Annotated in this window: 21 protein-coding genes; 9 read left to right on the top strand and 12 right to left on the bottom strand. The window is 54.9% G+C overall.

Translation table 11 applies throughout. From position 1 onward, the window contains the following. Nucleotides 1-2: 2 nt before the first annotated feature. On the bottom strand, nucleotides 3-371 hold the full coding sequence (locus AC2D8P_RS01790) for a hypothetical protein (protein WP_484699919.1): 369 nt from the start codon (nucleotides 369-371) through the stop codon (nucleotides 3-5). Nucleotides 372-602: 231 nt separating this feature from the next. On the opposite strand from AC2D8P_RS01790, the gene AC2D8P_RS01795 reads away from it, so the two are divergent. Next, nucleotides 603-1,652, top strand: a complete 1,050-nt coding sequence (locus tag AC2D8P_RS01795) for an ATP-binding protein (protein ID WP_484699921.1) — start codon at nucleotides 603-605, stop codon at nucleotides 1,650-1,652. Between the two features lie 3 nt (nucleotides 1,653-1,655). On the opposite strand, the gene AC2D8P_RS01800 is transcribed toward AC2D8P_RS01795, so the two are convergent. Genes AC2D8P_RS01800 through AC2D8P_RS01810 form a run of 3 tightly spaced genes read right to left on the bottom strand, consistent with a single transcriptional unit; the run spans nucleotide 1,656 to nucleotide 3,714 of the window. Then, nucleotides 1,656-2,180, bottom strand: coding sequence for a gamma carbonic anhydrase family protein (locus AC2D8P_RS01800; RefSeq protein ID WP_484699923.1), 525 nt, complete (start codon nucleotides 2,178-2,180; stop codon nucleotides 1,656-1,658). Then, nucleotides 2,177-2,821, bottom strand: coding sequence for a guanylate kinase (gmk, locus tag AC2D8P_RS01805; RefSeq protein WP_484699925.1), 645 nt, complete (start codon nucleotides 2,819-2,821; stop codon nucleotides 2,177-2,179). The genes AC2D8P_RS01800 and gmk overlap by 4 nt, the downstream gene beginning before the upstream one ends. 2 nt (nucleotides 2,822-2,823) lie before the next feature. After that, nucleotides 2,824-3,714: a YicC/YloC family endoribonuclease gene (locus tag AC2D8P_RS01810; RefSeq protein ID WP_484699927.1), complete on the bottom strand. Its 891-nt coding sequence runs from the start codon at nucleotides 3,712-3,714 to the stop codon at nucleotides 2,824-2,826. A 193-nt stretch (nucleotides 3,715-3,907) separates the two neighbouring features. On the opposite strand from AC2D8P_RS01810, the gene AC2D8P_RS01815 reads away from it, so the two are divergent. Continuing rightward, a complete protein-coding gene (locus tag AC2D8P_RS01815) occupies nucleotides 3,908-4,492 on the top strand; it encodes a PAS domain-containing protein (RefSeq protein ID WP_484699928.1) in 585 nt (194 codons plus the stop codon). 47 nt (nucleotides 4,493-4,539) lie between these two features. Here AC2D8P_RS01815 and AC2D8P_RS01820 read toward each other — a convergent pair whose 3' ends face one another. Next, nucleotides 4,540-5,910 (bottom strand): class II 3-deoxy-7-phosphoheptulonate synthase, encoded by a 1,371-nt coding sequence (locus tag AC2D8P_RS01820; RefSeq protein WP_484699930.1) that lies wholly within the window; start codon nucleotides 5,908-5,910, stop codon nucleotides 4,540-4,542. Nucleotides 5,911-6,087: 177 nt separating this feature from the next. Here AC2D8P_RS01820 and AC2D8P_RS01825 point away from each other — a divergent pair, with 177 nt between their 5' ends. Further along, nucleotides 6,088-7,092 carry a GlxA family transcriptional regulator gene (locus AC2D8P_RS01825; protein WP_484699932.1) on the top strand — a complete coding sequence of 335 codons (1,005 nt, stop codon included), beginning with the start codon at nucleotides 6,088-6,090 and terminating at the stop codon, nucleotides 7,090-7,092. Here the strand turns inward: AC2D8P_RS01825 and AC2D8P_RS01830 are convergent. Next, complete coding sequence (locus AC2D8P_RS01830) at nucleotides 7,084-8,169, bottom strand: PQQ-dependent sugar dehydrogenase (RefSeq protein WP_484699934.1); 1,086 nt, start codon at nucleotides 8,167-8,169, stop codon at nucleotides 7,084-7,086. The two genes, AC2D8P_RS01825 and AC2D8P_RS01830, sit on opposite strands and share 9 nt — an antisense overlap. Nucleotides 8,170-8,275: 106 nt before the next feature. Between AC2D8P_RS01830 and AC2D8P_RS01835 the strand changes: the two genes are divergently transcribed. From AC2D8P_RS01835 to AC2D8P_RS01860, 6 genes are all read left to right on the top strand, one after another. Next, nucleotides 8,276-9,457: an ABC transporter substrate-binding protein gene (locus AC2D8P_RS01835; RefSeq protein ID WP_484699936.1), complete on the top strand. Its 1,182-nt coding sequence runs from the start codon at nucleotides 8,276-8,278 to the stop codon at nucleotides 9,455-9,457. 100 nt (nucleotides 9,458-9,557) lie between these two features. Then, nucleotides 9,558-10,349 (top strand): ABC transporter ATP-binding protein, encoded by a 792-nt coding sequence (locus tag AC2D8P_RS01840; RefSeq protein WP_484699938.1) that lies wholly within the window; start codon nucleotides 9,558-9,560, stop codon nucleotides 10,347-10,349. Next, nucleotides 10,342-11,055: an ABC transporter ATP-binding protein gene (locus AC2D8P_RS01845; protein ID WP_484699940.1), complete on the top strand. Its 714-nt coding sequence runs from the start codon at nucleotides 10,342-10,344 to the stop codon at nucleotides 11,053-11,055. Before AC2D8P_RS01840 ends, AC2D8P_RS01845 begins: the two co-directional genes overlap by 8 nt. Before the next feature lie 5 nt (nucleotides 11,056-11,060). After that, nucleotides 11,061-11,552 carry a hypothetical protein gene (locus tag AC2D8P_RS01850; RefSeq protein ID WP_484699942.1) on the top strand — a complete coding sequence of 164 codons (492 nt, stop codon included), beginning with the start codon at nucleotides 11,061-11,063 and terminating at the stop codon, nucleotides 11,550-11,552. Beyond that, the gene (locus tag AC2D8P_RS01855; protein WP_484699944.1) at nucleotides 11,552-12,562 is read left to right on the top strand and encodes a branched-chain amino acid ABC transporter permease; all 1,011 of its coding nucleotides are present in this window, start codon (nucleotides 11,552-11,554) and stop codon (nucleotides 12,560-12,562) included. The genes AC2D8P_RS01850 and AC2D8P_RS01855 overlap by 1 nt, the downstream gene beginning before the upstream one ends. 2 nt (nucleotides 12,563-12,564) lie before the next feature. Then, complete coding sequence (locus AC2D8P_RS01860) at nucleotides 12,565-13,857, top strand: branched-chain amino acid ABC transporter permease (protein WP_484700581.1); 1,293 nt, start codon at nucleotides 12,565-12,567, stop codon at nucleotides 13,855-13,857. 21 nt (nucleotides 13,858-13,878) lie between these two features. On the opposite strand, the gene hflX is transcribed toward AC2D8P_RS01860, so the two are convergent. From hflX to AC2D8P_RS01890, 6 genes are all read right to left on the bottom strand, one after another. Beyond that, nucleotides 13,879-15,150: a GTPase HflX gene (gene hflX / locus AC2D8P_RS01865; protein ID WP_484700582.1), complete on the bottom strand. Its 1,272-nt coding sequence runs from the start codon at nucleotides 15,148-15,150 to the stop codon at nucleotides 13,879-13,881. 2 nt (nucleotides 15,151-15,152) lie between these two features. After that, nucleotides 15,153-15,392 (bottom strand): RNA chaperone Hfq, encoded by a 240-nt coding sequence (gene hfq, locus AC2D8P_RS01870; protein WP_484699946.1) that lies wholly within the window; start codon nucleotides 15,390-15,392, stop codon nucleotides 15,153-15,155. A gap of 126 nt (nucleotides 15,393-15,518) precedes the next feature. Further along, entirely contained in the window at nucleotides 15,519-17,042 is a 1,524-nt protein-coding gene (locus tag AC2D8P_RS01875) for a TrkH family potassium uptake protein (protein ID WP_484699948.1), read from the bottom strand. Between the two features lie 3 nt (nucleotides 17,043-17,045). Continuing rightward, nucleotides 17,046-18,422 carry a Trk system potassium transporter TrkA gene (trkA, locus tag AC2D8P_RS01880; RefSeq protein ID WP_484699950.1) on the bottom strand — a complete coding sequence of 459 codons (1,377 nt, stop codon included), beginning with the start codon at nucleotides 18,420-18,422 and terminating at the stop codon, nucleotides 17,046-17,048. 75 nt (nucleotides 18,423-18,497) lie between these two features. Beyond that, the gene (gene ntrX / locus AC2D8P_RS01885; RefSeq protein ID WP_484699952.1) at nucleotides 18,498-19,916 is read right to left on the bottom strand and encodes a nitrogen assimilation response regulator NtrX; all 1,419 of its coding nucleotides are present in this window, start codon (nucleotides 19,914-19,916) and stop codon (nucleotides 18,498-18,500) included. Then, nucleotides 19,909-22,182, bottom strand: coding sequence for a sensor histidine kinase NtrY-like (locus AC2D8P_RS01890; protein WP_484699954.1), 2,274 nt, complete (start codon nucleotides 22,180-22,182; stop codon nucleotides 19,909-19,911). Before AC2D8P_RS01890 ends, ntrX begins: the two co-directional genes overlap by 8 nt. Between the last annotated feature and the right edge of the window lie 28 nt (nucleotides 22,183-22,210).

Here is a 22,210-nt window from a genome sequence, read left to right on the forward strand (position 1 = left end):
GCTCAGCCGCGTGGGCCGCCGGGGTCGGGCACGATCACGACACCTGCGTCAATCTCTGGGGCGCGGCGAATGAATTCCTCCTGCACCATCGCCACACTGGGCAGTGGTTTACTGACGGCCAAGAAATTTCCCTGGTAGTTCAGCTCGCACAGGCGTTCCAACACATCCAAGGCGTCATATCGATCAGAAATCAACGGGACAACAATCAGACTTGGATCTACCCAGGCCAAAAGATCCAGATCCAGCCTGTCAAACGAAGCATAACGCAACGCTGGTTCAGTCGGGATGTTCCATAGCTCGTCCTGCCATTTGTCGATGTTTCCAATAACCAGGATAATATCGTGCGAAGAGGCAATCCGAGAAATGTTCATAAAACGGAGCCAAGCGGTTGATTGTGTTTGTTTTTCATTAAATCTTCACAGGTGTATTAGGTTTTAATTTACTAGAAAATCACCAATTACGACACGCGGTCATTCCTATAAAGGTGTGTTAGCCATGTCTAATAATGTTGGGTAACTTCCTGATTTGATTTCAGGCAGAAATACAATAGATCGAACAGGGACCTATTATCACCAAACGCAGCGACAAAGCGGAGTTCAGCCTTGGACCTCTTCGAAACCACCAAACTTATCGATTCTCTGCCACTAAGTGTGGTTTTGATTGATCGGGATGAACGGATCGTCGCAATGAACTCTCAGGCCTGTTCCCTTTTTGGCTCTGCCCAGGTTGGCCGGCACTACGTATCTGTGTTGCGTCAGCCGGGTGCGGCCGGTGTGATAGAAAAATGCATCGCCACGTCACAGGCGACCGATGGCACGTTCGAAATGGGAGAGTCTGGGAAAGCCACCCGATATCAGATCACCTGCACGCCATCCCTAAACCACGCCAACCAATCACGCATGATTGTCAGCATTCGGGATATTTCTGATCAGTATTACGCAGGCCAGATGCGCCGGGATTTTGTTGCGAATGTCAGCCATGAACTGCGCACGCCGTTGACAGCATTGCTGGGATTTATCGAAACCTTGCGCGGCCCCGCCAAAAACGATGCACAGGCACGCGAGCGTTTTTTGTCGATCATGGAGCGTGAAGCAAGCCGAATGAATCGTTTGATCCGTGACTTGCTGTCCTTGTCGCAGATCGAAGCGCAGGAACGTCAACGTCCAAAGCAGTTGGTGGATCTAAGCAAATCAATTCAGGCCTCTTTTGACATGCTCACCACGGTGGCCGAAGCCCAAAACGTTTCATTAAAGCTAACGGCCTTTTCACCGGAGATTCCCATACGCGGCGATTCTGACCAGCTGCAACAGATGTTCACAAACCTTGTTGAAAACGCGATAAAATACGGACACGACGACAGCGTCATCACCATTACCATTCACCCGCCCGAACATGATCCTCGCCTGCGTGGCCTAGGGTACAAAGTTGAAGTGGCCGATCAGGGCGACGGTATTGCCGAACAGCACGTCGCGCGCCTGATGGAACGGTTTTACCGGGTGGATGATCACAGATCACGTGAAATGGGGGGCACGGGGCTTGGGCTTGCGATCGTCAAACATATCGTCAATCGCCATCGCGGCCACATCCGCATTCACAGTACCAATGGCGTCGGCAGCACCTTCACCATCTGGTTACCCGCCGAAACGGCGTAAACGTCAGGAAATGGCCGTCATCCCCGCACGATAGCGCTGTGCATTCTGCTGATAGCGCTTGGCAGAGCCGTAAAGCCCTTGGATCGCCTCTTCGCTTAACTGCCGCACCACTTTGCCCGGGCTGCCGACAACCAGCGATCCGTCTGGAATCTCCTTGCCCTCTGTGATCAGGGCCCCTGCCCCGATCAGGCAGTTTTTGCCAATCCGCGCACCGTTCAGAATAATTGCCCCCATCCCGACCAGGCTGCCATCCCCAATGGTGCAACCATGCAGGATCACTTTGTGACCAATCGTACAATTCGTACCAATGGTCAGCGGAAACCCCATATCGGTATGCAAGACACATCCGTCCTGAACATTGCTGCCTTCGCCCACCGTCAGACGCTCATTATCGCCCCGCAGAACCGCGCCGAACCAAACCGATCCCGCACGTTCTACCGTGACCTTTCCGATCAACGTGGCATCTGGGGCCACCCAAGCGTCATCGTGCAATTCTGGCGATACCCCGTCCAACCTATAAAGTGTCATGATCGCTTGTCCTCAAATTCCGCTTGCAGCCCGCGAACATGATCCATCAATGAAGGCTGTTGTTCACGCCGCAGGCGCTCTGCTTCGACAATCGTCTTCAACCGCTGCTCGGTGACATCTAGATCATCATTAATCAACACGTAGTCATAGTCGCTCCAGTGACTGATTTCATCCCAGCTTTTTTGCATACGCTTGCTGATGACCTCTTCACTGTCTTGTCCACGCAGCTCCAACCGACGACGTAATTCAGCGATCGAGGGCGGTAAAATGAAAATCGACAATGCATGTTTTCCGAGATCTGAATTGCGGATTTGCACTTCGCCCTGCCAGTCCACATCAAACAGCACATCGCACCCGCTATCGATGGCAGCTTTCACCGGTCCAGAGGGGCTACCGTAAAAGTTTCCAAAAACATGGGCATGTTCCAGCATTTCGCCCTTGTTCACCAGATCCCGAAACTCTTTTTCATCCAGAAAGAAATAATCTTTTCCGTCCTTTTCCCCCGCGCGTGGTTTGCGTGTGGTCGCAGATACGGAAAATGACAGTGTCGGATCCCACTCACGCAACCTGCGTGCCAACGTGGATTTTCCAGCCCCGGAGGGCGAGGATAAAATGATTAAAAGACCCCGACGATTGGCCATGACTACTCCACGTTTTGAACTTGCTCACGCATCTGATCGATGGTGGCTTTAAGGTCAAGCCCGATACGGGTCAGCTCTGTGAATTGGGATTTGGAACACAGGGTGTTGGCCTCTCGGTTAAATTCCTGCATCAGAAAATCCAGTTTGCGCCCGATCGGCCCGGATTGTGCCAGCAACTCCCGTGCTGCATCGACATGGGCGGACAGTCTGTCCAGCTCTTCGGTTATGTCGGCTTTGACTGCGATCAACGCCAGTTCCTGTGCCACGCGGCCCTCGTCCAGATGATCAGTGTTCTCGATCACACGGGTCAGCGCATCTTGCAGTTTTTGACGTGCCTTATCGCGCCTGTCGCCCTCCAACTCTTTAGCCCGCCCGACAAGCTCTGACACCTCTGACAATTGCAAAGACAATATTTCGTGCAACGCCGCCCCTTCAGAGGCACGCATCTTCTGAAAGGCTTTGATCAATCCACCCAGATCGGCAATCAGCAGCTTTCGCACCTCGCTCGTGTCCTGATCCCCTGCATTCTGCACCATCACACCCTTTTGCCCCAACAGTTCGGCGGCAGAGCTTGACCGCAGAACCACCCCCTGCCGCTCTGCCATCTGTTCGGCCGTGGACAGCGCCAGCAAGGTCTGGGCCAAGACATCCTGATCGACCCGCATGGATTGGGCGGAGGCCTCTTGCGCCACCCGCAGCGACAGCGAAACACTGCCGCGCTTCAGTTGCTTACCCAGTTGTTCCCGGATCGCCGGTTCCAGCCCATCGATCCAGTCGGGCACCCGCAGGCGAATATCTAACCCTTTGCCATTGACGCTGCGCAGATCCCAAGTCCAACTGTACCCGCCGCCCTGCCCATTGTGGCTGGCATATCCTGTCATCGAAGATGTCATGCGTAATTAACCATATGTTTAGATTTCTGAACAATTTGAAACAAACTATGCGATGTTAACCCATCAGTAATCAATGAGTAGTTCGGGCACAGCATTCTTCCCGAAATCGTAGCGAAGGATCAACACCATGGATCATGTTTGGTGCACTCGATCCATCAGATCACCAAACAACGCGGATCCAAGCGCGCTCGGAATGACAGCCTACAATCAGGTATTCGCCTATTGGATGGGTCTTTTACAAGGCCTACAGATACCGCGCCGCAGCGATCTGGACCCGTCAAAGCTGGAACACGCACTTGATCACATCTTCATCGCGGAACGTGTTGATACAGGGAAGTTGCGCATTCGTCAGGCGGGCACTGGCCTTGATGAAACCTTCGGCACCGACCTGCGGGGTGTGATGGTGACTGACCTTTTGGATCCGGCTAGTCATGCGGAAACCGCTATTGCAATCGAAACCATGTTGCAGATGCCCGCGACGTTAGAACTGTCCTTGTCGCTGACGCCCATGCCCGGCCATCCACCCGGATCAGCGCTGATGTCGCTATTGCCCCTGTGCAGCGATCTGGGTGACGTGTCCCGCGCGTTCGGCTGTCTGGTCAGCTTTGGCACCAAAAGACTTAGCACCCAACGGTTTCACCTGCGTGATATAGAGCTTCGCACCGCAGACGTGGACAATAGACGAGTTTCAGAACCTGCGAAAGATTGCCACCACGTCCCGCCGCCGGCACGGCCCCAGCACCGCCCAGGCCATTTGCGACTGGTCCACTCAATATGAAAAGAGCCGGCAAATGCCGGCTCTTTATCTTTACATCAAAATGTTGTTCAGCTGACTTTAGCCTGACCAGACATCCGATTTTCAGACAGTTCTTCCGCGATAAGGAAGGCCAATTCCAGGGCCTGGCTGGCATTCAGGCGCGGGTCACATGCCGTGTGGTACCGATCTGACAGGTCCTCATCGGTTACCGCACGAACGCCACCGGTACATTCGGTGACGTCTTGACCGGTCATCTCGAAATGCACGCCACCCGGAATGGTGCCCTCTGCCTTGTGAATGGCGAAAAATTCCTGAACCTCGCGCAGGACCGATTCAAACGGGCGCGTTTTGTAGCCAGAGGTCGACTTGATCGTGTTGCCATGCATCGGATCACAGGACCAAACCACATTCGCCCCTTCGTCCTGAACGGTTTTGATCAGGCGCGGCAGATGATCCCCAACAGACCCGGCCCCAAAACGCGCGATCAGCGTCAGACGCCCAGCCTCGTTTTCCGGGTTCAGTTTTTCCATCAGAACCTTCAGATCTTCGGCCGTCGTGGTCGGGCCACATTTCAGGCCAATCGGGTTCTGAACGCCGCTGGCAAATTCCACATGGGCACCGCCTGGCTGGCGGGTACGATCCCCGATCCAGATCATATGCCCGGAACCTGCCACAGGTTTGCCCGTGGTGGAATCGATCCGGCAAAGCGCCTCCTCATATTCCAGCAACAACGCCTCATGGCTGGTGTAGAAATCGACGGTCTGCAGCGTATGCGCCCGATCACTGTCAACGCCAGCTGCGGTCATGAAATCCAACGTATCGGAAATCCGATCCGCCATATCCCGGTAACGCGCCGCATCATCCCGATCAGTAAAGCCCAGCGTCCAGGCATGAACCTGATGCACATCCGCATACCCGCCGGTGGAAAAGGCACGCAGCAGGTTCAATGTCGCTGCCGACTGGGTATAAGCCTGCAACATCTTATCCGGGTTCGGAATGCGCGCGGCCTCGGTGAAATCTAACTCGTTGATGATATCACCGCGGTAGCTGGGCAGTTCCACCCCATCTTTGACTTCGGTCGGGGCCGAACGCGGCTTGGCAAACTGCCCGGCCATACGTCCGATTTTCACCACTGGCACTTTGGCACCATAGGTCAGGACCATCGCCATCTGCAGCATTACCTTGAACGTATCGCGGATATTATCTGCTGAAAACTCGGTGAAACTTTCTGCGCAATCGCCACCTTGCAACAGGAATGCATCGCCACGAGACACATTGGCCAGTGCCTTTTTCAGCTTTCGCGCCTCTCCGGCAAAGACCAGCGGCGGATATTTCGCAAGCTGTGCTTCTACCGCGTTCAGCTTTGCCTGATCCATATAATCGGGCATCTGAACTCTGGGCTTGTTTCGCCAGTCAGATTTATTCCAGACCCGTGTCATTGTCTTTGCTCCCAAAAGGTTTTATTTCAAGACCTTCCTAATACGCATCCCAAACGATATTGCCAATATCAGAAATCGGTATCAGGTGTCTGTTCCCGTTTTGCAGAATCGGGTTACAACGGTTAAATGCCGGGATGGGCCCAACTAAATGCGGTGTCCGGCCAAAGGATCAGCGGAATGCCTCAGGATCGTACCTTTGTAGACGTTGAAACAGAAACGACAAAACCTCGTCGCTTTGTGTTTCTGTTGCTGGACAGATTTACGATGCTGTCCTTTGCAGGGGCGGTCGAACCCTTGCGTCTGGCCAATCAAGCCAGCGGAAAGACACTCTATAGCTGGGTATTGGCTGGCGAAGATGGCGTTTCCGTTACATGTTCCAACGGATCAACATTTTCAGTCCACATGGGGCTGACCGACGTCAACCGTGATGATGTGGTCCTGATTTGCGGCGGCAATGACATTCAGGCGGCCACCACAAAACCCGTTCTCAGCTGGCTGCGCAAACAGGCCCGGTTCGGCATTGTCGTGGGCGGGTTGTGTACCGCAGCCCATACAGTGGCCAAGGCTGGGTTGCTGGATAATAAGCGCGCGACGATCCACTGGGAAAATCAGGACAGCTTTGCCGAAGAATTCCCAGAGGTCGATCTGACCAAATCAGTCTTTGTCGTTGACGGCAAACGCTACACCACGGCTGGCGGCACCTCTTCTATTGACCTGATGCTTAAGATTGTTGCCGAAGATCACGGCGAAGATCTGGCCAACGTGGTGGCCGATCAGTTGATCTATGCCTCGATCCGAACTGATCAGGATACACAGCGCCTATCGGTTCCGTCGCGCATCGGTGTACGTCACCCGAAACTGTCCGCCGTCATTCGCATGATGGAACAAAACATCGAAGAACCGATCAGCCCGGCGATTCTGGCCAAGGATGTGGGCATGTCCACACGCCAGCTCGAACGCTTGTTCCGCCGCTATCTGAACCGATCACCAAAGCGGTACTATATGGAATTGCGCCTGCAAAAGGCGCGCAACCTGCTGATGCAGACCGATATGAGCGTGATCAACGTGGCACTGGCCTGTGGCTTTGCCTCGCCTTCGCATTTTTCCAAATGCTACCGGGCGCACTACAACACCACACCTTATCGCGAACGCGGAAGCCATTCTTCAAAACTATCAGTTTGACGGTGTGATCCGGTAGGCGGCTCCTTCATTCACCGACAAAAACCAGATGGACCCGTCCGGGGCTTCGCGCACATCCCTGACCCGCCCGGTTTCTGGCGCCCGGATTTCCTGTTCTGCAAATCCGTTTTCAGGGTCCAGGCGTGCGATATAGTCAAATTTCAAACTGCCGACAAAGAAATGCCCGCGCCATTCAGGCCACAGTTTGCCTGAATAAATCATCATACCCGACGGCGCGATGGACGGGTCCCAGTAATGGGAGGGTTGTTCCATCCCGTCCTTATGGCTCCCTTCCCCGATCCGAAACCCGGTATAATGCCGCCCGTAGGCAATGACCGGCCAGCCATAGTTAGCTGCCTTTTTGATCCGGTTCACTTCATCACCTCCGCGTGCGCCGTGTTCGTTCACCCAAAGCTGCCCGTTTAAATCAAGCGATGCGCCCTGCGGGTTGCGATGTCCGAAAGACCAGATTTCAGGCAGCGCGCCCGCCTGTCCGATAAAGGGATTATCCGCCGGGATCGATCCATCCCGATGAATGCGAATGACCGACCCGTTATGAACACTTAAATCCTGCGCCGAAGGCCGATCTCCGCGTTCGCCGATGGTCACAAACAAGGTCCCATCCCGGGCCTCTACAATGCGCGATCCGAAATGCCGTCCACCGCTGGATCCCAACGACATTTCGAAAATCTCGGTAAAATTCAACAAAGCAGTCCCATCGTCAGTCAATCGCCCAACACCCAGTGCCGTGCCTGCTCCGCCCCGTTGAGGTATCGCATAGCTTAGATACACTTGACGGCTGTCCGCAAAATCGCGCGGGATCATGACATCCAGCAACCCGCCCTGCCCTCTTGCATGAACCCGCGGCACCCCGCCAACGTCTACGCGCCGGTCGTCATTCAAATACCACAACCGCCCGTCACGCTCTGTCACCAAAATGCCCCCGTCCGGCAGAAATCCAATGGCCCAAGGTTCGTCAAACCCACCGGCCATCCGTTCAATTTGAAAACGTTGATCCTGCGCGATCGACGTACTGGCGGCACAAATCCAAAAGGTCAAAACAACAAACAAAAATCTCATCAGACACTCTCCTGACGTACCGTCATGCTTTAAGTTAGGCTTTTCATTTCCATAACCGCAGCTTAACTTGTCGCCAGTTCAAAAAGAACCAACTTGGGAGACAGACATGAAGAAACTGCTTATGGCGACCACCGCCCTGGCATTGGGTGCAGGTGCGGCTGCTGCAGATGACATCAAACTGGGCATCATTTTGGGCTTTACTGGCCCGATTGAATCCCTGACACCGCATATGGCCGCAGGCGCCGAAATGGCCATGGCCGAAGTGTCCGAAAGCGGCGCATTGCTGGGCGGTTCCACCGTATCTGCCGTTCGTGCAGATTCCACCTGTGTTGATGCGGGTGCCGCAACCGCCGCTGCCGAACGCCTGATCACCTCTGACGGGGTCAAAGGGATCATGGGTGCAGACTGTTCCGGCGTGACCGGCGCGATCCTGGCCAATGTGGCAACAGCCAACGGCATGGTCATGATTTCACCATCCGCCACCTCGCCAGCCTTGTCCGCAGCCGAAGATAACGGTTTGTTCTTCCGCACGGCTCCGTCTGATGCACGTCAGGGCGTCGTCATGTCCGACATCCTGCAAGAAGAAGGTGTTACCAGCGTTGCACTGACTTACACCAACAATGACTATGGCAAAGGTCTGGCTGATGCGTTTCAATCTGCGTTTGAGGCCGCCGGTGGGTCTGTGACCATCTCTGCTGCGCATGAGGACGGCAAGGCCGACTATTCTGCGGAGGTTGGCGCGCTGGCATCTGCCGGTGGCGAACGTCTGGTTGTAGCAGGTTATGTTGACCAGGGCGGCAACGGAATCATTCGCGCCGCAATTGATTCCGGTGCCTTTGATACGTTCCACCTGCCCGATGGCATGATCGGATCAAAACTGGAAGAAGACTTCGGTTCAGAACTTGACGGCTCTTTGGGTCAGCTGGCCGGGACAGAAAGCGAAGGCGCCACAGTCTTTGCCGACATGGCTGGCGATGCGTTTGACGTCACTTCGCCTTATACCGGCGAAAGCTATGACGCCGCTGCCCTGATCATGCTGGCCATGCAGTCTGCAGGATCGGCAGAACCGGGTGACTACAAAGACCATATCGAAGCAGTCGCCAACGCACCGGGCGAACTGATCTATCCGGGAGAACTGGCAAAAGGTCTTCAGATTTTGGCCGATGGTGGTGAGATCGATTATGTCGGCGCAACCGCGGTTGAAATGCTGGCTGGTGGTGATGCCTCTGGCGGTTATCGTCAGATCGAAGTCAAGGACGGCATGATCACCACAGTGCAGTATCGTTGATCTGACCTGCATCTAAAATTCAACAGCCCGGCCCCTTGTTTGGTCCGGGCTGTTTGCATAGAAAGCGCCGCGAAATAAGGCGTAGACAAAGGGATAGCGCATGATTACCGTCGAAGGACTGCGCAAACAGTTCGGTGGATTTCACGCCGTGGATGGGGCCAACATGACCATTCATGAGGGCACAATCACCGGATTGATCGGCCCGAATGGCGCCGGAAAAACCACTCTTTTCAACGTGATCGCGGGCGTTCATTCCCCGACCGCTGGCAAGGTCACGATGATGGGCGAGGATATCACCGGTCTGCCCCCGCATGTGCTGTTTCACAAGGGGCTCTTGCGCACCTTCCAGATCGCCCATGAATTTGGCTCCATGTCGTGCCGCGAAAACCTGATGATGGTACCCGGCGCACAATCGGGTGAAACGCTGTGGAACACGTGGTTTGGCCGCAAACGCATTGCAGATGAGGAACGCGCGCTGCGCGCTAAGGCCGACGAAGTGCTGGAATTTCTGACCATTGAACATCTGGCTGATCATAAGGCAGGGCAAGTTTCCGGCGGCCAGAAAAAGCTGCTGGAACTCGGTCGCACCATGATGGTCGACGCCAAGATCGTCTTTTTGGATGAGGTCGGCGCAGGCGTGAACCGCACGCTTTTGAACACTATCGGCGATGCCATCGTGCGCCTGAACAAGGAACGCAATTACACCTTTGTCGTGATCGAACATGATATGGATTTCATCGGCCGCATCTGTGACCCGGTGATCTGTATGGCCGAAGGCAAAGTCCTGGCCGAAGGCACACTGGATCAGATCAAGGCCAACGAACAAGTGATCGAGGCTTATCTGGGCACCGGCCTGAAAAACAAAGTCAAAGAAGAGGCCACCGATGTCTGAACCTTTCCTGATCGGCGACACCATGACCGGCGGCTATGGCAAGGGGCCGGATATCCTGCACGATTGCACCCTTGCCGTGGACAAGGGTGAAATTGCCGTGATCGTCGGCCCCAATGGCGCAGGCAAATCCACAGCGATGAAGGCCGTCTTTGGCATGCTGAACGTCCGCCAAGGTGCCGTGCGCCTGAATGGCGAGGATATCACCCACCTGTCCCCGCAGGACCGCGTGGCAAAGGGCATGGGTTTTGTGCCGCAAACCCACAACATCTTTACCTCCATGACTGTCGAGGAGAACCTTGAAATGGGTGCCTTCATCCGCGGGGATGATTTCAAGGATACGATGAAACAGGTTTATGACCTCTTCCCCATCCTGCGCGACAAACGCAACCAACCGGCGGGGGAGCTGTCAGGCGGCCAACGCCAACAGGTTGCCGTTGGCCGCGCGCTGATGACCAAACCCACCGTGCTGATGCTGGATGAGCCCACCGCGGGCGTGTCGCCCATCGTGATGGATGAACTTTTCGACCGGATCATAGAGGTCGCCCGAACCGGCATTTCCATCCTGATGGTCGAACAAAACGCCCGCCAAGCACTGGAGATCGCAGACAAAGGCTATGTCCTCGTCCAAGGCGCCAACCGTTACACCGACACCGGCAAAGCCCTACTGGCCGATCCTGAGGTTCGTAAGAGTTTCTTGGGGGGATGAAAATATTGTCCAGAGATTACAAACCAATGAGATTTGTAGGAAGATTTTTCCTTGTAAATGCAATTGCCTTAGCTGCTTCAAATTCATTCGCATCTGAAACATCTTACTATAAGGCCGGAGCAGGTACATTCGAGTGTGAATTCTATGATGAATGCAACTACGGCTCCGAATGTAGACAAGTTCAAACAAACCTATCAGTGAACTATGCAGGTCCGGAGCAATCCGATCCAGCTACCGTCACTTTCGAAAATCCGGTTAACAAAGATTTTGCCACCGCAGACGTCTGGATCGATCTGGCTGTGGACAGCGATGATCATGCATTTGTTGTCGTTAGCGGTAGCTCCGGCAGAACTCAACTCGGTTTAGGCGGTATGCTAATCACGATATACACTGACGGGCTGGCCATATTTTCAAGCCATATAAATGTGCTTGGTGAATTTGGCGTAATTTCTCGTCAAGGGGTTTGTAAATTTCGAGCCCCGGAGGAGACGAACTAATGGACATCCTCAACGCCCTTGTGGCCCTCGCCAATTTCGTTCTGATCCCCGGCATCACCTATGGCAGCCAGCTGGCGCTGGGCGCGCTGGGGGTGACGATGATTTACGGCATCCTGCGCTTTTCCAACTTTGCCCATGGCGACACGATGGCCTTCGGTGCGATGGTGACGATCCTGATCACGTGGCTCTTGCAAAGCTGGGGCGTCAGTTTTGGCCCCCTGCCCACGGCATTGCTCGCCCTGCCCTTTGGTATTGCTGTGACGGCATTATTGTTGCTGGGCACGGATAAGCTTGTCTATCAATTTTATCGCCGACAAAAGGCCGTACCGGTGATCTTCCTGATCGTCTCTCTTGGCGTCATGTTCGTCATGAACGGTATCGTGCGCTTCATCATTGGCCCGGATGATCAGCGGTTTGCCGATGGCGAACGTTTCATCATCAAGGCCCGCGATTTCAAGGAAATGACCGGCCTCAGTGAAGGCCTCGCACTTAAAACCACCCAGTGTATAACAGTCGTTGTCGCCATAATCGTGGTCGCTGCACTCTTCTGGTTCCTCAACAAAACCCGCACCGGTAAATCCATGCGGGCATTTTCGGACAACGAGGATCTGGCGCTGCTGTCTGGCATTAACCCGGATCACGTCGTGCGTGTGACTTGGGTGATTGTGGCCGCACTGGCGACCATTGCAGGCACGCTTTACGGTCTGGATAAAACCTTCAAACCCTTCACCTATTTCCAGCTGCTGCTGCCGATCTTTGCCGCCGCCATCGTTGGCGGGCTGGGTAATCCTTTGGGCGCCATCGCGGGCGGTTTCGTAATTGCCATGTCAGAGGTCACAATCACCTATGCCTGGAAAAAGGTTCTGACCTATCTGGCCCCCACAGGATTGGAACCTTCGGGCCTCGTCCAACTGATGTCGACAGATTACAAATTCGCGGTCAGCTTCGTCATTCTGGTGATTGTGCTTCTGTTCCGACCGACGGGCCTGTTTGCGGGGAAATCGCTATGAATATGCGAAACATCATGCTGTTTGGCCTGGTCGCGGTCCTGATCATCGCCACGGGCTTTATTCAGGGTTGGAACACAGCGCTGCTGATCATCAATATGGGACTGATATCCGCGATCATGTCGCTGGGTGTAAACCTGCAATGGGGCCTTGCAGGACTTTTGAATGTTGGTGTCATGGGCTTTGTCGCGCTGGGCGGTCTGGCCACGGTTCTTGTGTCGATGTCCCCTGTGCCAGAGGCATGGTCCGCAGGCGGTCTGCGCCTAATCGGGGCATTGCTGGTTGGGGCGGCAATCATTTTCGGCGCCATCAAGCTTTATCAACGTCTGCCTGCTGGCCGGATGCGGGCCTTGGCCATGGTTGCGTTCCTGATCGCCGGATTCTTTCTGTTCCGTGGTTTGCTGGACCCGGCAACATCAGCGGTCGAGGACGTCAATCCATCCGTCACCGGCTATCTGGGCGGGCTGGGCCTGCCGATCCTGTTTGCCTGGCCTGTCGGGGGGCTGTTGGCCGCCGGTGCCGCCTGGATCATCGGCAAGACAGCGCTGGGGCTTCGGTCCGACTATCTGGCCATTGCCACGCTTGGCATCTCTGAGATCGTCATCGCGGTGATGAAGAATGAGGACTGGCTGGCCCGCGGCGTTAAGAACGTCATCGCCCTACCCCGCCCCGTGCCATATGAGGTCGACCTGCAAAATAGTACGGCCTTCATCGAACAGGCAGCGGCATTGGGCGTCGATCCGGTAACCGCTTCCACCGTGTTTGTTAAACTGTGCTACACCGCGCTATTCCTCGTCGTTCTGGCCGTCCTGATGTGGTTTTCACAAAATGCACTGAAATCCCCCTGGGGCCGGATGATGCGCGCCATTCGCGACAACGAGGTCGCCGCCCGCGCTATGGGCAAGGATGTCACCGCCCGCCATTTACAGATCTTCATTCTGGGTTCTGCCGTTTGCGGGATCGCTGGGGCGATGATGACCACACTTGATAGTCAACTAACGCCGACATCCTACAATCCGCTGCGCTTTACCTTCCTGATTTGGGTGATGGTGATTGTTGGGGGGTCTGGCAACAATTGGGGCTCAATCCTGGGCGGCTTCCTGATCTGGTTCCTGTGGGTGCAGGTCGAACCGATTGGCACCGCGCTGATGGGGCTGATTACCGCGCCACTGGCCGATGGGTCATGGCTGAAGGACCACCTACTGGATTCCGTCGCCCATATGCGCCTAATGACCATGGGGATTATCTTGCTGCTGGTTCTGCGGTTCAGCCCACGCGGGTTGATACCGGAGAAGTAAGAGCCGCGTGATGTGACGAGTTTACAACTTCGCGAAGCTTTGCGCCTGCCGGTCCGTCCACAACACCATCAGGTGAAACCCGTCTTCCGCCTGTTCTTCGGCCTCAACCACGCCTTCTTGGAACAGCCACGCGCGTTTGCGGCCGTCGGCATAGGGAACGATCAAATCTTCTGTGCGTTTTGGGTCACTCAACGACCCTGATATTGCCTCCAGCAGCGCCTCAAACCCCTGCCCGGTCAGCGCGGACACAGCGAAAATTTCATCGCGACGTTCGGCCAGATTGACCACGGCTTTGCGTTCCTCTGCCTCTAGCCGGTCAATTTTGTTCCAGACTTCCAGCTTGGGAATATCCTCGGACACGCCCAGTTCCGTCATGATGTTTTCCACATCCTCGCCCTGATGATCCGCCTCTGGATGGGAAATATCACGTACATGTACAATCAGGTCTGCGGCCAGAACCTCCTCCAACGTCGCGCGGAAGGCCGCGACCAGTTGCGTCGGTAGTTCTGATATGAAACCCACCGTGTCTGACAGGATAATTTCCTGCCCAGATGGCAGTTCAATTGACCGCATCGTCGGGTCCAGCGTGGCGAAAAGCATATCTTTTGCCATCACATCAGCACCGGTCAGTTTATTGAACAGCGTGGATTTTCCGGCATTGGTATAACCCACCAGTGCCACAATCGGAAAGGGCACCTTGGCCCGGGCCGACCTGTGCAGTTCACGCGTTTTAACGACCTTTGACAGTTGTTTCTTCAACCGGTTCAATTGATCATCAATAGCCCGGCGGTCGGCCTCGATCTGCGTCTCCCCCGGTCCACCAACAAACCCCAAACCACCGCGTTGCCGTTCCAGGTGGGTCCAGGCCCGAACCAGCCGCGTGCGTTGATAGGACAGCGCCGCCATTTCGACCTGCAACACACCTTCGCGCGTTGCCGCCCGATCAGAGAAAATCTCTAGGATCAAACCAGTACGATCAAGGATCTTGACCTTCCAATCACGTTCCAGATTGCGTTGCTGAACCGGTGTTAGCGGGCCATCTATCAGGACCAGCTCTACCTCTGCATCGTGGAACCGTTCGCCCAGCTCTTTGATCTTGCCCGAGCCAAACAGATATCCGGCGCGCACCTTGGGCAAGGGCACGATTTCGGCTCCTACAATCTCCATCCCGGGCATCGCATTGGTTAGCGAAACAGCCTCTTCCAGCGCGAGCGTGGCATCGCGCCGGTTTCTATCGGAATGCAGATCGGGATGCAGGACCCATGCGCGGGTCAGCTTTTCAGATCTGTCGATGCTCAAGCTTGATCTTCACCTTCATACAGGCTGACAGGCTGCGACGGCATAATTGTCGAAATCGCGTGCTTGTACACCAGTTGCGATTGGCCATCGCGACGCAGAAGAACACAGAAATTATCAAACCATGTGATCACGCCTTGCAGCTTTACACCGTTGATCAAAAATACGGTTACTGGAACTTTGGACTTGCGCACCGCATTCAGAAACGCGTCCTGCAGGTTTTGTTTATCGGCAGCCATTTTTTAGCCTTCTCTTTATTCTTTTGCCCCTCAGGTGGCAGGCTCTGATTATCAGGCGAGTATGGGGAGTTTAAAAAAATCTTTCCACCCCCAATTTCTTAGAAATTTCGAATTGATTAAACGTGATTACGTCTCGCGCCAATAATCCAGACTGAAAAAGGCAATGATTGCTAGGGTTTCCAATCGGCCCAGCACCATGGCGATCCCCACGATCGCCTTTCCGGCATCTGTCAAATCAGAATAGGACATACCGCCATCGGTCGCGACCTCTAGTAGCGGGCCAGTGGTGGCAAGGGCGGCGATAGACATGATCGCGGCATTTTCAAAATTTAGACCCGTCATCGCCAACGCCGCCATCACAACAGCCAGCGAAATTGCAAAGATCATGACAAATATCCAGGCCTTGTAAGCCCCTTGATTACGCAGATGCCGGGCCTCGGATCCGCGACCTGCGACCGAGGACGGATAAACAAGCCGGCCCAACTCTCTGGTGCCGTGTTTGTAAAGCGCATAAAGCCGCAACAGCTTCAGCCCTCCCGCCGTCGTCGCAACCCCACCCCCCATCAGGGCAAGACCGGCAAGTATCAGTCCAGGCGCTTCCAATCCTGACCAGAACCGGGTCGCTTCCCAATGCGAAGATTCAAAACCGGTCGTGGTTAGAAAAGACATGACTGTAAACAAGCTGCCCCAAACGGCGCTGATAGCAGCCCCGAAATCCTTCTGCGCGCCAACCTCATACGCCCCGGCCCAATGGCGAGAAAACAGCAATATGGTAATCACGCTCAGGCAAAACAGGCCAAGGCGGAACTCCGGGTCCCAATAGAGACGCCGCAAACTATCAGACTGCGTTTCCGGCGCGAATGTGACGCGTGAAATCCCGAAAAACATGAAAATGAACAGCAATATCTCTCCAGACAACCCTGAACTACTGCCAGTTAGCGATCCAATTGGGGAAATCCCGCTGGTCGATAGAGTCGACATGGCGTGGCATGCGGCGATGAACGGGTCCTCCCCAACGATGCTTAGAAACAGCCACAAGGCCCCGGTCAGCATCACATAAATCGGAACCAGTCCAATCGCGTGCTTGGTCAGGCGTTTGGCCGGGTCTGCCTTTGCGGCGGCAATGGGCAGTGACCCCTCGGTCGATCCGATATTGCCGCGCGCTGTTACCTCAAACCCGCCAAGGTTCATGGGCGCCAGAACCGCAATCGCCGTGATCCACACGAATAGCCCCCCCAGCCACCCGACGATGGCCCGCCACAGATGGGCCGCTTTCGGCAAACGCTCAGGATCGTCGAACAACGTCGCGCCGGTCGTGGTCAGGCTGGATAACATTTCGAAATAGGCGTTGGAAAATCGGGTGTTCTGCACCGCCTCGTAAAACGGCAACGCCAGGATGATCGGCATCAACAGATATGTGGCGATCAACGCCAACAAATGGCTGCGCACAACCGAACGCTGCGGATTGTTGATCGTGCTGATCCCGATCAGCGCCGCCAATGCGATCACAAGAATTGCGCCGTAGAAAAACACCCGCGCACTGTGCGAGTCATCCGTCAAAGAGGCATAGATCGCAGGCGGCAGCATCGCCAGACCACTGATCCCGATCAGGATCACCAGCAATGACAGTTTTTGTAGCTTCGCCAGCATCACTTAGAAGAAATCAATCGAAACTTGTAACAGCTTCTCGACTTCGACAACGTCAGCCGCCAGCGAGAATACGACAATCGTATCGCCATCCTCGATCCGTGTACTGCCGGTTGGCCGCACCAATTCGCCGCCCTTGCGAATGGCCCCTAATGTCACCCCTTCGGGAAATGCCACATCCCGTATGGCCTGCCCGGATATGGGCGAGGTTGACAAAACTTCGGCCTCGATCACCTCGGCCTCTGCATCGCCAATCGAATACACGTCCTTAACCCGACCATGCCGGATATGGCGCAGGATTGAGCTGACTGTCGTGGCGCGCGGATTGATATGCGCATCAATTCCTAAAGGCGCCATCAACGGCACAAGCGTCGGATCATTGATCAGACAGATTGCCATCGGGCAGCCGGCAGATTTCGCGCGCACAGCGGCCAGCATGTTTGTTTTGTCATCATCCGTGACCGCCAGAACCGCGTCTGATCGCTCAATATTGGCCTCGCGCAGCAGTTCGGCCTCCATCCCGTCGCCGTGCAGAACGATGGTTCGTTCCAACGTATCGGCTGCGGCCTCTGCAATCTCTCTGTTGCGCTCAATCACCTTTGCCCGAACCCGACGCGGCTGCGCTTCCAGTTCTTCGGCAACGGTCCGCCCGACATTGCCGCCGCCAATAATCACCACCCTGTCGCGTGATTTAGAGGCCTTGCCAAACACTTCCATCGTGCGCGCAATATCCTCGCGCCGAGTGATCACATAAATCTCATCTCCCGCGAACAACTGATCCCCGGGGCTTGGTGCAAACAAGGTGCCTGCCCGCCTGACCCCGCAAACAATGCTGGTCAGGGTCGAAAACAGATCAGTCAACTGGCGCAAAGGCGTATGCAGAACCGGGCAATCCTCTTCCAGCCGGATGCCCAGCATCTGAACCTGCCGCCCCATGAAACCAACGGTATCAAAGGCCGAAGGCGCCGACAGCCGTTGCAATGCTGCTTGTGCCACCTCTTTTTCAGGGCTGATCACCACATCAATGGGCATGTGATCGCGGCGATACAGGCCAGAACTGATCGCATCCAGATAGGCCTGCGCCCGCAAACGTGCAATTTTTCGCGGAATGTTAAAGACCGAGTGCGCAATCTGACAGGTCACCATATTGACCTCGTCAGAATGGGTGGCGGCAATGATCATGTCCGCGTCGCGTGCCCCGGCTCGTTCCAATATATCGGGATAAGAGGCAAACCCGCTGATCCCCTGCACATCCAATGAATCCGTCGCCCGACGCACAAGGGCTGCGTTATTGTCAACAACCGTCACGTCATTCTTTTCGCCTGCCAAATGCCGGGCGATTTGCCACCCAACCTGTCCAGCACCGCATATGATGACCTTCATTCTGTGATCCCTTTAATGCGTCAGGCCCCATGCATGGCAGACCACAGGACACGGGTCAATTCCGTGTTTGGGCGATCAAATATCGCTGGTTTCATGCTCTTCTTCTACCTGGGCGACGCGCGCGCCTGCACGAACAGCTGTCACAACACCCAAAGATTTCAGTTTCCTGTGCAGCGCAGACCGTTCCATGCCGACAAAGCTGGCGGTGCGGCTGATATTGCCGCCAAACCGATTGATTTGTGTCATCAGATATTCGCGTTCAAACAATTCGCGCGCCTCGCGCAAGGGCAAGGTTGTGACGGCACCTGAAAGAATAACCCGTTCCTCATCCAGTTCCTTGCGGTCCAGTTTCTGGGGCAATTCACGCGCCTCGATCGGCCCGGTTTCCACACCCAGGATCAGCACACGTTCAAGCACGTTTTTCAACTGCCGCACATTGCCGGGCCACTCCATCGTCTGCAAAAACGCCTCGGCCTCCATGGACAAATCTCGCAAGGGCAGCCCTTGCGATATGTTGAGCTGCGTTATGAAAAACTGTGCCAGTTCCGGTATATCCTCGCGCCGTTCTTCCAAAGAGGGCACAGTGATCGGCACAACATTCAGACGATGAAACAGTTCCTGGCGGAAATTTCCCACCTCAATTTCATAGCTTAAATCCTTGTTCGTGCTTGATATTACGCGAACGTCAACATGGCGGCTTTCGCTGGAACCGACAGGTTGGAATTGCTGATCCACCAACACCCGCAGGATTTTTGACTGGGTGCCCAAGGGCATGTCTGCAATCTCGTCAAAATACAGGAAACCGCCATTTGCCTGTTCCAGAAGCCCGGGTTCGGTTGACCCGTCAGAGGTCTGGCGCCCAAACAACACCTCCTCCATCCGTTCCGGTTCGACAGAGGCCGAATTGACCGTGATAAACGGATGTTCGTTGCGATCCGATTGGGCATGGATAAACCGCGCGGCAATTTCCTTGCCCGCCCCGGCAGGCCCGGTCAGCATGACCCGGCTGTTAGATTTTGTGACTTTCTCCAGATTGTGCTTCAGAGCCTTGAACGCAGCCCCACTGCCAATCATTTCGACCGGTCCGTCATCTTTGCGTTTTAGTTCCGTGTTCTCCCGCCGCAGACGCGAGGTTTCCATCGCCCGGCCAATTACCACCAAGAGCTGGTCAATATTGAAAGGCTTTTCAATGAAATCATACGCGCCCTGCTTAATGGCAGCGACCGCAATCTCGATGTTGCCGTGGCCAGAAATAATCACCACGGGCACCTCTGGGTAATCCTTTTTCACCACTTTCAGGATGTCGATCCCGTCCATGTTGCTGTCTTTCAGCCAGATATCCAGAATCATCAATGACGGCGTTTTGCCGGTGACTTCTTTCATGCACTCATCAGATGTGCCCGCAGTACGCGTTTCATATCCCTCATCTTTCAGGATATCGGCGACAAGTTCGCGAATGTCGCGTTCATCGTCCACGATTAGAATATCATTCATCTGAAGCCTCACTTTCTTCATTCGAACGCTTCTGTTTCTCTGTCTGGCGTTCTTCACAGGTTAATATAATGGTGGCACAGGCACCTGAATGACTGTTGCCGTCGAAAATTTCCGCATCTTCCAGCCGCAGCGTTCCGCCGTGCTCTTCGATGATTTTTTTGACAATGGGCAGGCCCAATCCGGTGCCCTTGTCGCGTGTGGTCACATAAGGTTCAAACAGTTTGGCGCGATCCTCGGGAAGACCGATACCGTTGTCGGAAATCCGCAGAACGCATTTACTGTCCTCATGCGACAGCTGTACCCTGATCTCGCCTTTAAAGTCATCAACTCCATGTTTTTCAACATATGATTCAATGGCTTCTCCGCCATTCTTAATCAGGTTTGTCAAGGCCTGGGACAGCATGGTCTGATCCGCTTCGACAATGACCGAGGCGTCAGGAACTTCCAGCTTCAAGTCGATATGATCAAACCCCGCCTCTTGCAGCAAAACGGCGTCACGCAAGATCGGAACCAAATCGATCTTGCGCGTTTCAGGTTGAGGCATCCGGGCAAACTGTGAAAACTCATCCACGATCCGGCGCAGATCACCAGTCTGGCGAATGATCACGCCGGTGTACTGTTCCAACGCCTCAATCTCATCTCCGACAACCGGTGCCAGCTTGCGTTTCAGACGCTCTGCAGACAATTGGATCGGTGTCAGCGGGTTCTTGATCTCATGCGCGATTCTGCGGGCCACATCACCCCAGGCGGCCATACGCTGCGCTGATACCAGATCGGTGACATCATCAAAGGCCACAACATAGCCTTCCAGCATGCCTGCGGCGGTATGGCGATTGGACATACGGACCAGCAGATTTTCCTGTTTTCCCTTACGGGTTAACCTGATTTCACGCTGCACCACCTCTGATACTTCCGACCTAAGCTCTTCAAACAAATGGGTGAATTCCGGAACAGTTACACGGATATCTTTCTCGCCATGCCCTTCTGGCAACCGCAACAACCGTTCTGCAGACCGGTTGATAAAGGTAATTTCGCCGTCGGGATCCAGCCCGATCACCCCGGCCGTGACAGAGCCCAAGACGGAATCAAACAACCGACGACGCCGTTCAATCGCGCGATTGTTTTCCAGCAGGGTCTCCCGTTGCAATTTCAACTGTCGTGTCATCCGATTGAACAACCGGCCCAACATGGCGATCTCGTCATCGCCATCCTCTTCGACAACCTGCACATCCAGATTGCCAGCACCGACCTCTTGCGCGGCCCCTGCCAGCCGTCCAACCGGGCGTGCCAAACGTTCAGCAAACCACAGCCCCAACCACACCGCAGCCAAAATCAGGATCATGGCAAAGGCCAGATACAACACCCCGAATTCAAACAGCAATCGCCCACGATCGCTTTCCAACTGCTGATACAAATTGGCGGTTTCTTGTGTGTCATCCAGCAGGCTCAGAATATCACCGTCGACCTGCCGGCTGACATAAAGCAAACGGTCAGCGAAGGCATCCAGGGACACAAGCGCCCGAAATTCGTTGTTATCCCAATCTTGTATGATGACGATCTGACCGGCCACCGCCTGTTCCAGCTCATCACCCGTGGGGCGTTCGTAGTCAAAAAGATAAGATTTCTCGCCACGTGCGCGAATATCCCCACCGCCATCAACAACAAAAGCCTCTTTTAGCCCGCGCTGAATGCGCACTTGTCCCTGGCTCAGGATCTGACGCAAGTCGCTGTCAGGTAGCAGGAAGTTTTCCCGGCGCACCACGTTCAGATGATTGGCCAAAAGCTGCGCGTCATCTTCCAGATCGCGACGATGTTCGGCCTGATACGCCTCTGCCGCGGCAAGCGATGTTCCGACGACCTGACGCACACGTTCGGAAAACCACCCTTCAAGGCCGAAATTCACGGTAATTGCGGCGAAGATGGCCACCAACACGGTCGGAACCAACGCCACGAAAGTAAAGACACCCGTCAAACGCAAGTGCAATCGCGATCCGGCAGATTTGGCCCGACGCGCCGAGATCATCTGCGCGATGCGCAGCAAAACAAGCGCTGCCAACACCAGAATATAGACCATATCGGCCAGCAGCATCAGGCGCAGGCTCAACGCCCCTGTCCCCGGGTTCAGCGGGCCCAGCACCATAAAGGTCCAAAAAGCCAGAACAGGCCCTAGAACCACCAATCCCAGTGTGGCAAAATTCTGCACACGTCGCTGCCTGCGTAACCGCAGCAGACGTTCCAGTGTTGCTCGTTTTGTCGGGCTATTCACCGACCGACCCCACAATATGGTGCCAATT

This window comes from Roseovarius sp. YIN77, assembly GCF_057219155.1.

Bases quoted from the DNA above. Each gene is read 5' to 3' on its own strand.
- AC2D8P_RS01790 (WP_484699919.1), bottom strand. From the start codon at position 371: ATGAACATTTCTCGGATTGCCTCTTCGCACGATATTATCCTGGTTATT.
- AC2D8P_RS01800 (WP_484699923.1), bottom strand. From the start codon at position 2,180: ATGACACTTTATAGGTTGGACGGGGTATCGCCAGAATTGCACGATGAC.
- gmk (WP_484699925.1), bottom strand. From the start codon at position 2,821: ATGGCCAATCGTCGGGGTCTTTTAATCATTTTATCCTCGCCCTCCGGG.
- AC2D8P_RS01810 (WP_484699927.1), bottom strand. From the start codon at position 3,714: ATGACATCTTCGATGACAGGATATGCCAGCCACAATGGGCAGGGCGGC.
- AC2D8P_RS01815 (WP_484699928.1), top strand. From the start codon at position 3,908: ATGACAGCCTACAATCAGGTATTCGCCTATTGGATGGGTCTTTTACAA.
- AC2D8P_RS01820 (WP_484699930.1), bottom strand. From the start codon at position 5,910: ATGACACGGGTCTGGAATAAATCTGACTGGCGAAACAAGCCCAGAGTT.
- AC2D8P_RS01825 (WP_484699932.1), top strand. From the start codon at position 6,088: ATGCCTCAGGATCGTACCTTTGTAGACGTTGAAACAGAAACGACAAAA.
- AC2D8P_RS01830 (WP_484699934.1), bottom strand. From the start codon at position 8,169: ATGAGATTTTTGTTTGTTGTTTTGACCTTTTGGATTTGTGCCGCCAGT.
- AC2D8P_RS01835 (WP_484699936.1), top strand. From the start codon at position 8,276: ATGAAGAAACTGCTTATGGCGACCACCGCCCTGGCATTGGGTGCAGGT.
- AC2D8P_RS01840 (WP_484699938.1), top strand. From the start codon at position 9,558: ATGATTACCGTCGAAGGACTGCGCAAACAGTTCGGTGGATTTCACGCC.
- AC2D8P_RS01845 (WP_484699940.1), top strand. From the start codon at position 10,342: ATGTCTGAACCTTTCCTGATCGGCGACACCATGACCGGCGGCTATGGC.
- AC2D8P_RS01855 (WP_484699944.1), top strand. From the start codon at position 11,552: ATGGACATCCTCAACGCCCTTGTGGCCCTCGCCAATTTCGTTCTGATC.
- AC2D8P_RS01860 (WP_484700581.1), top strand. From the start codon at position 12,565: ATGCGAAACATCATGCTGTTTGGCCTGGTCGCGGTCCTGATCATCGCC.
- hfq (WP_484699946.1), bottom strand. From the start codon at position 15,392: ATGGCTGCCGATAAACAAAACCTGCAGGACGCGTTTCTGAATGCGGTG.
- AC2D8P_RS01875 (WP_484699948.1), bottom strand. From the start codon at position 17,042: ATGCTGGCGAAGCTACAAAAACTGTCATTGCTGGTGATCCTGATCGGG.
- trkA (WP_484699950.1), bottom strand. From the start codon at position 18,422: ATGAAGGTCATCATATGCGGTGCTGGACAGGTTGGGTGGCAAATCGCC.
- ntrX (WP_484699952.1), bottom strand. From the start codon at position 19,916: ATGAATGATATTCTAATCGTGGACGATGAACGCGACATTCGCGAACTT.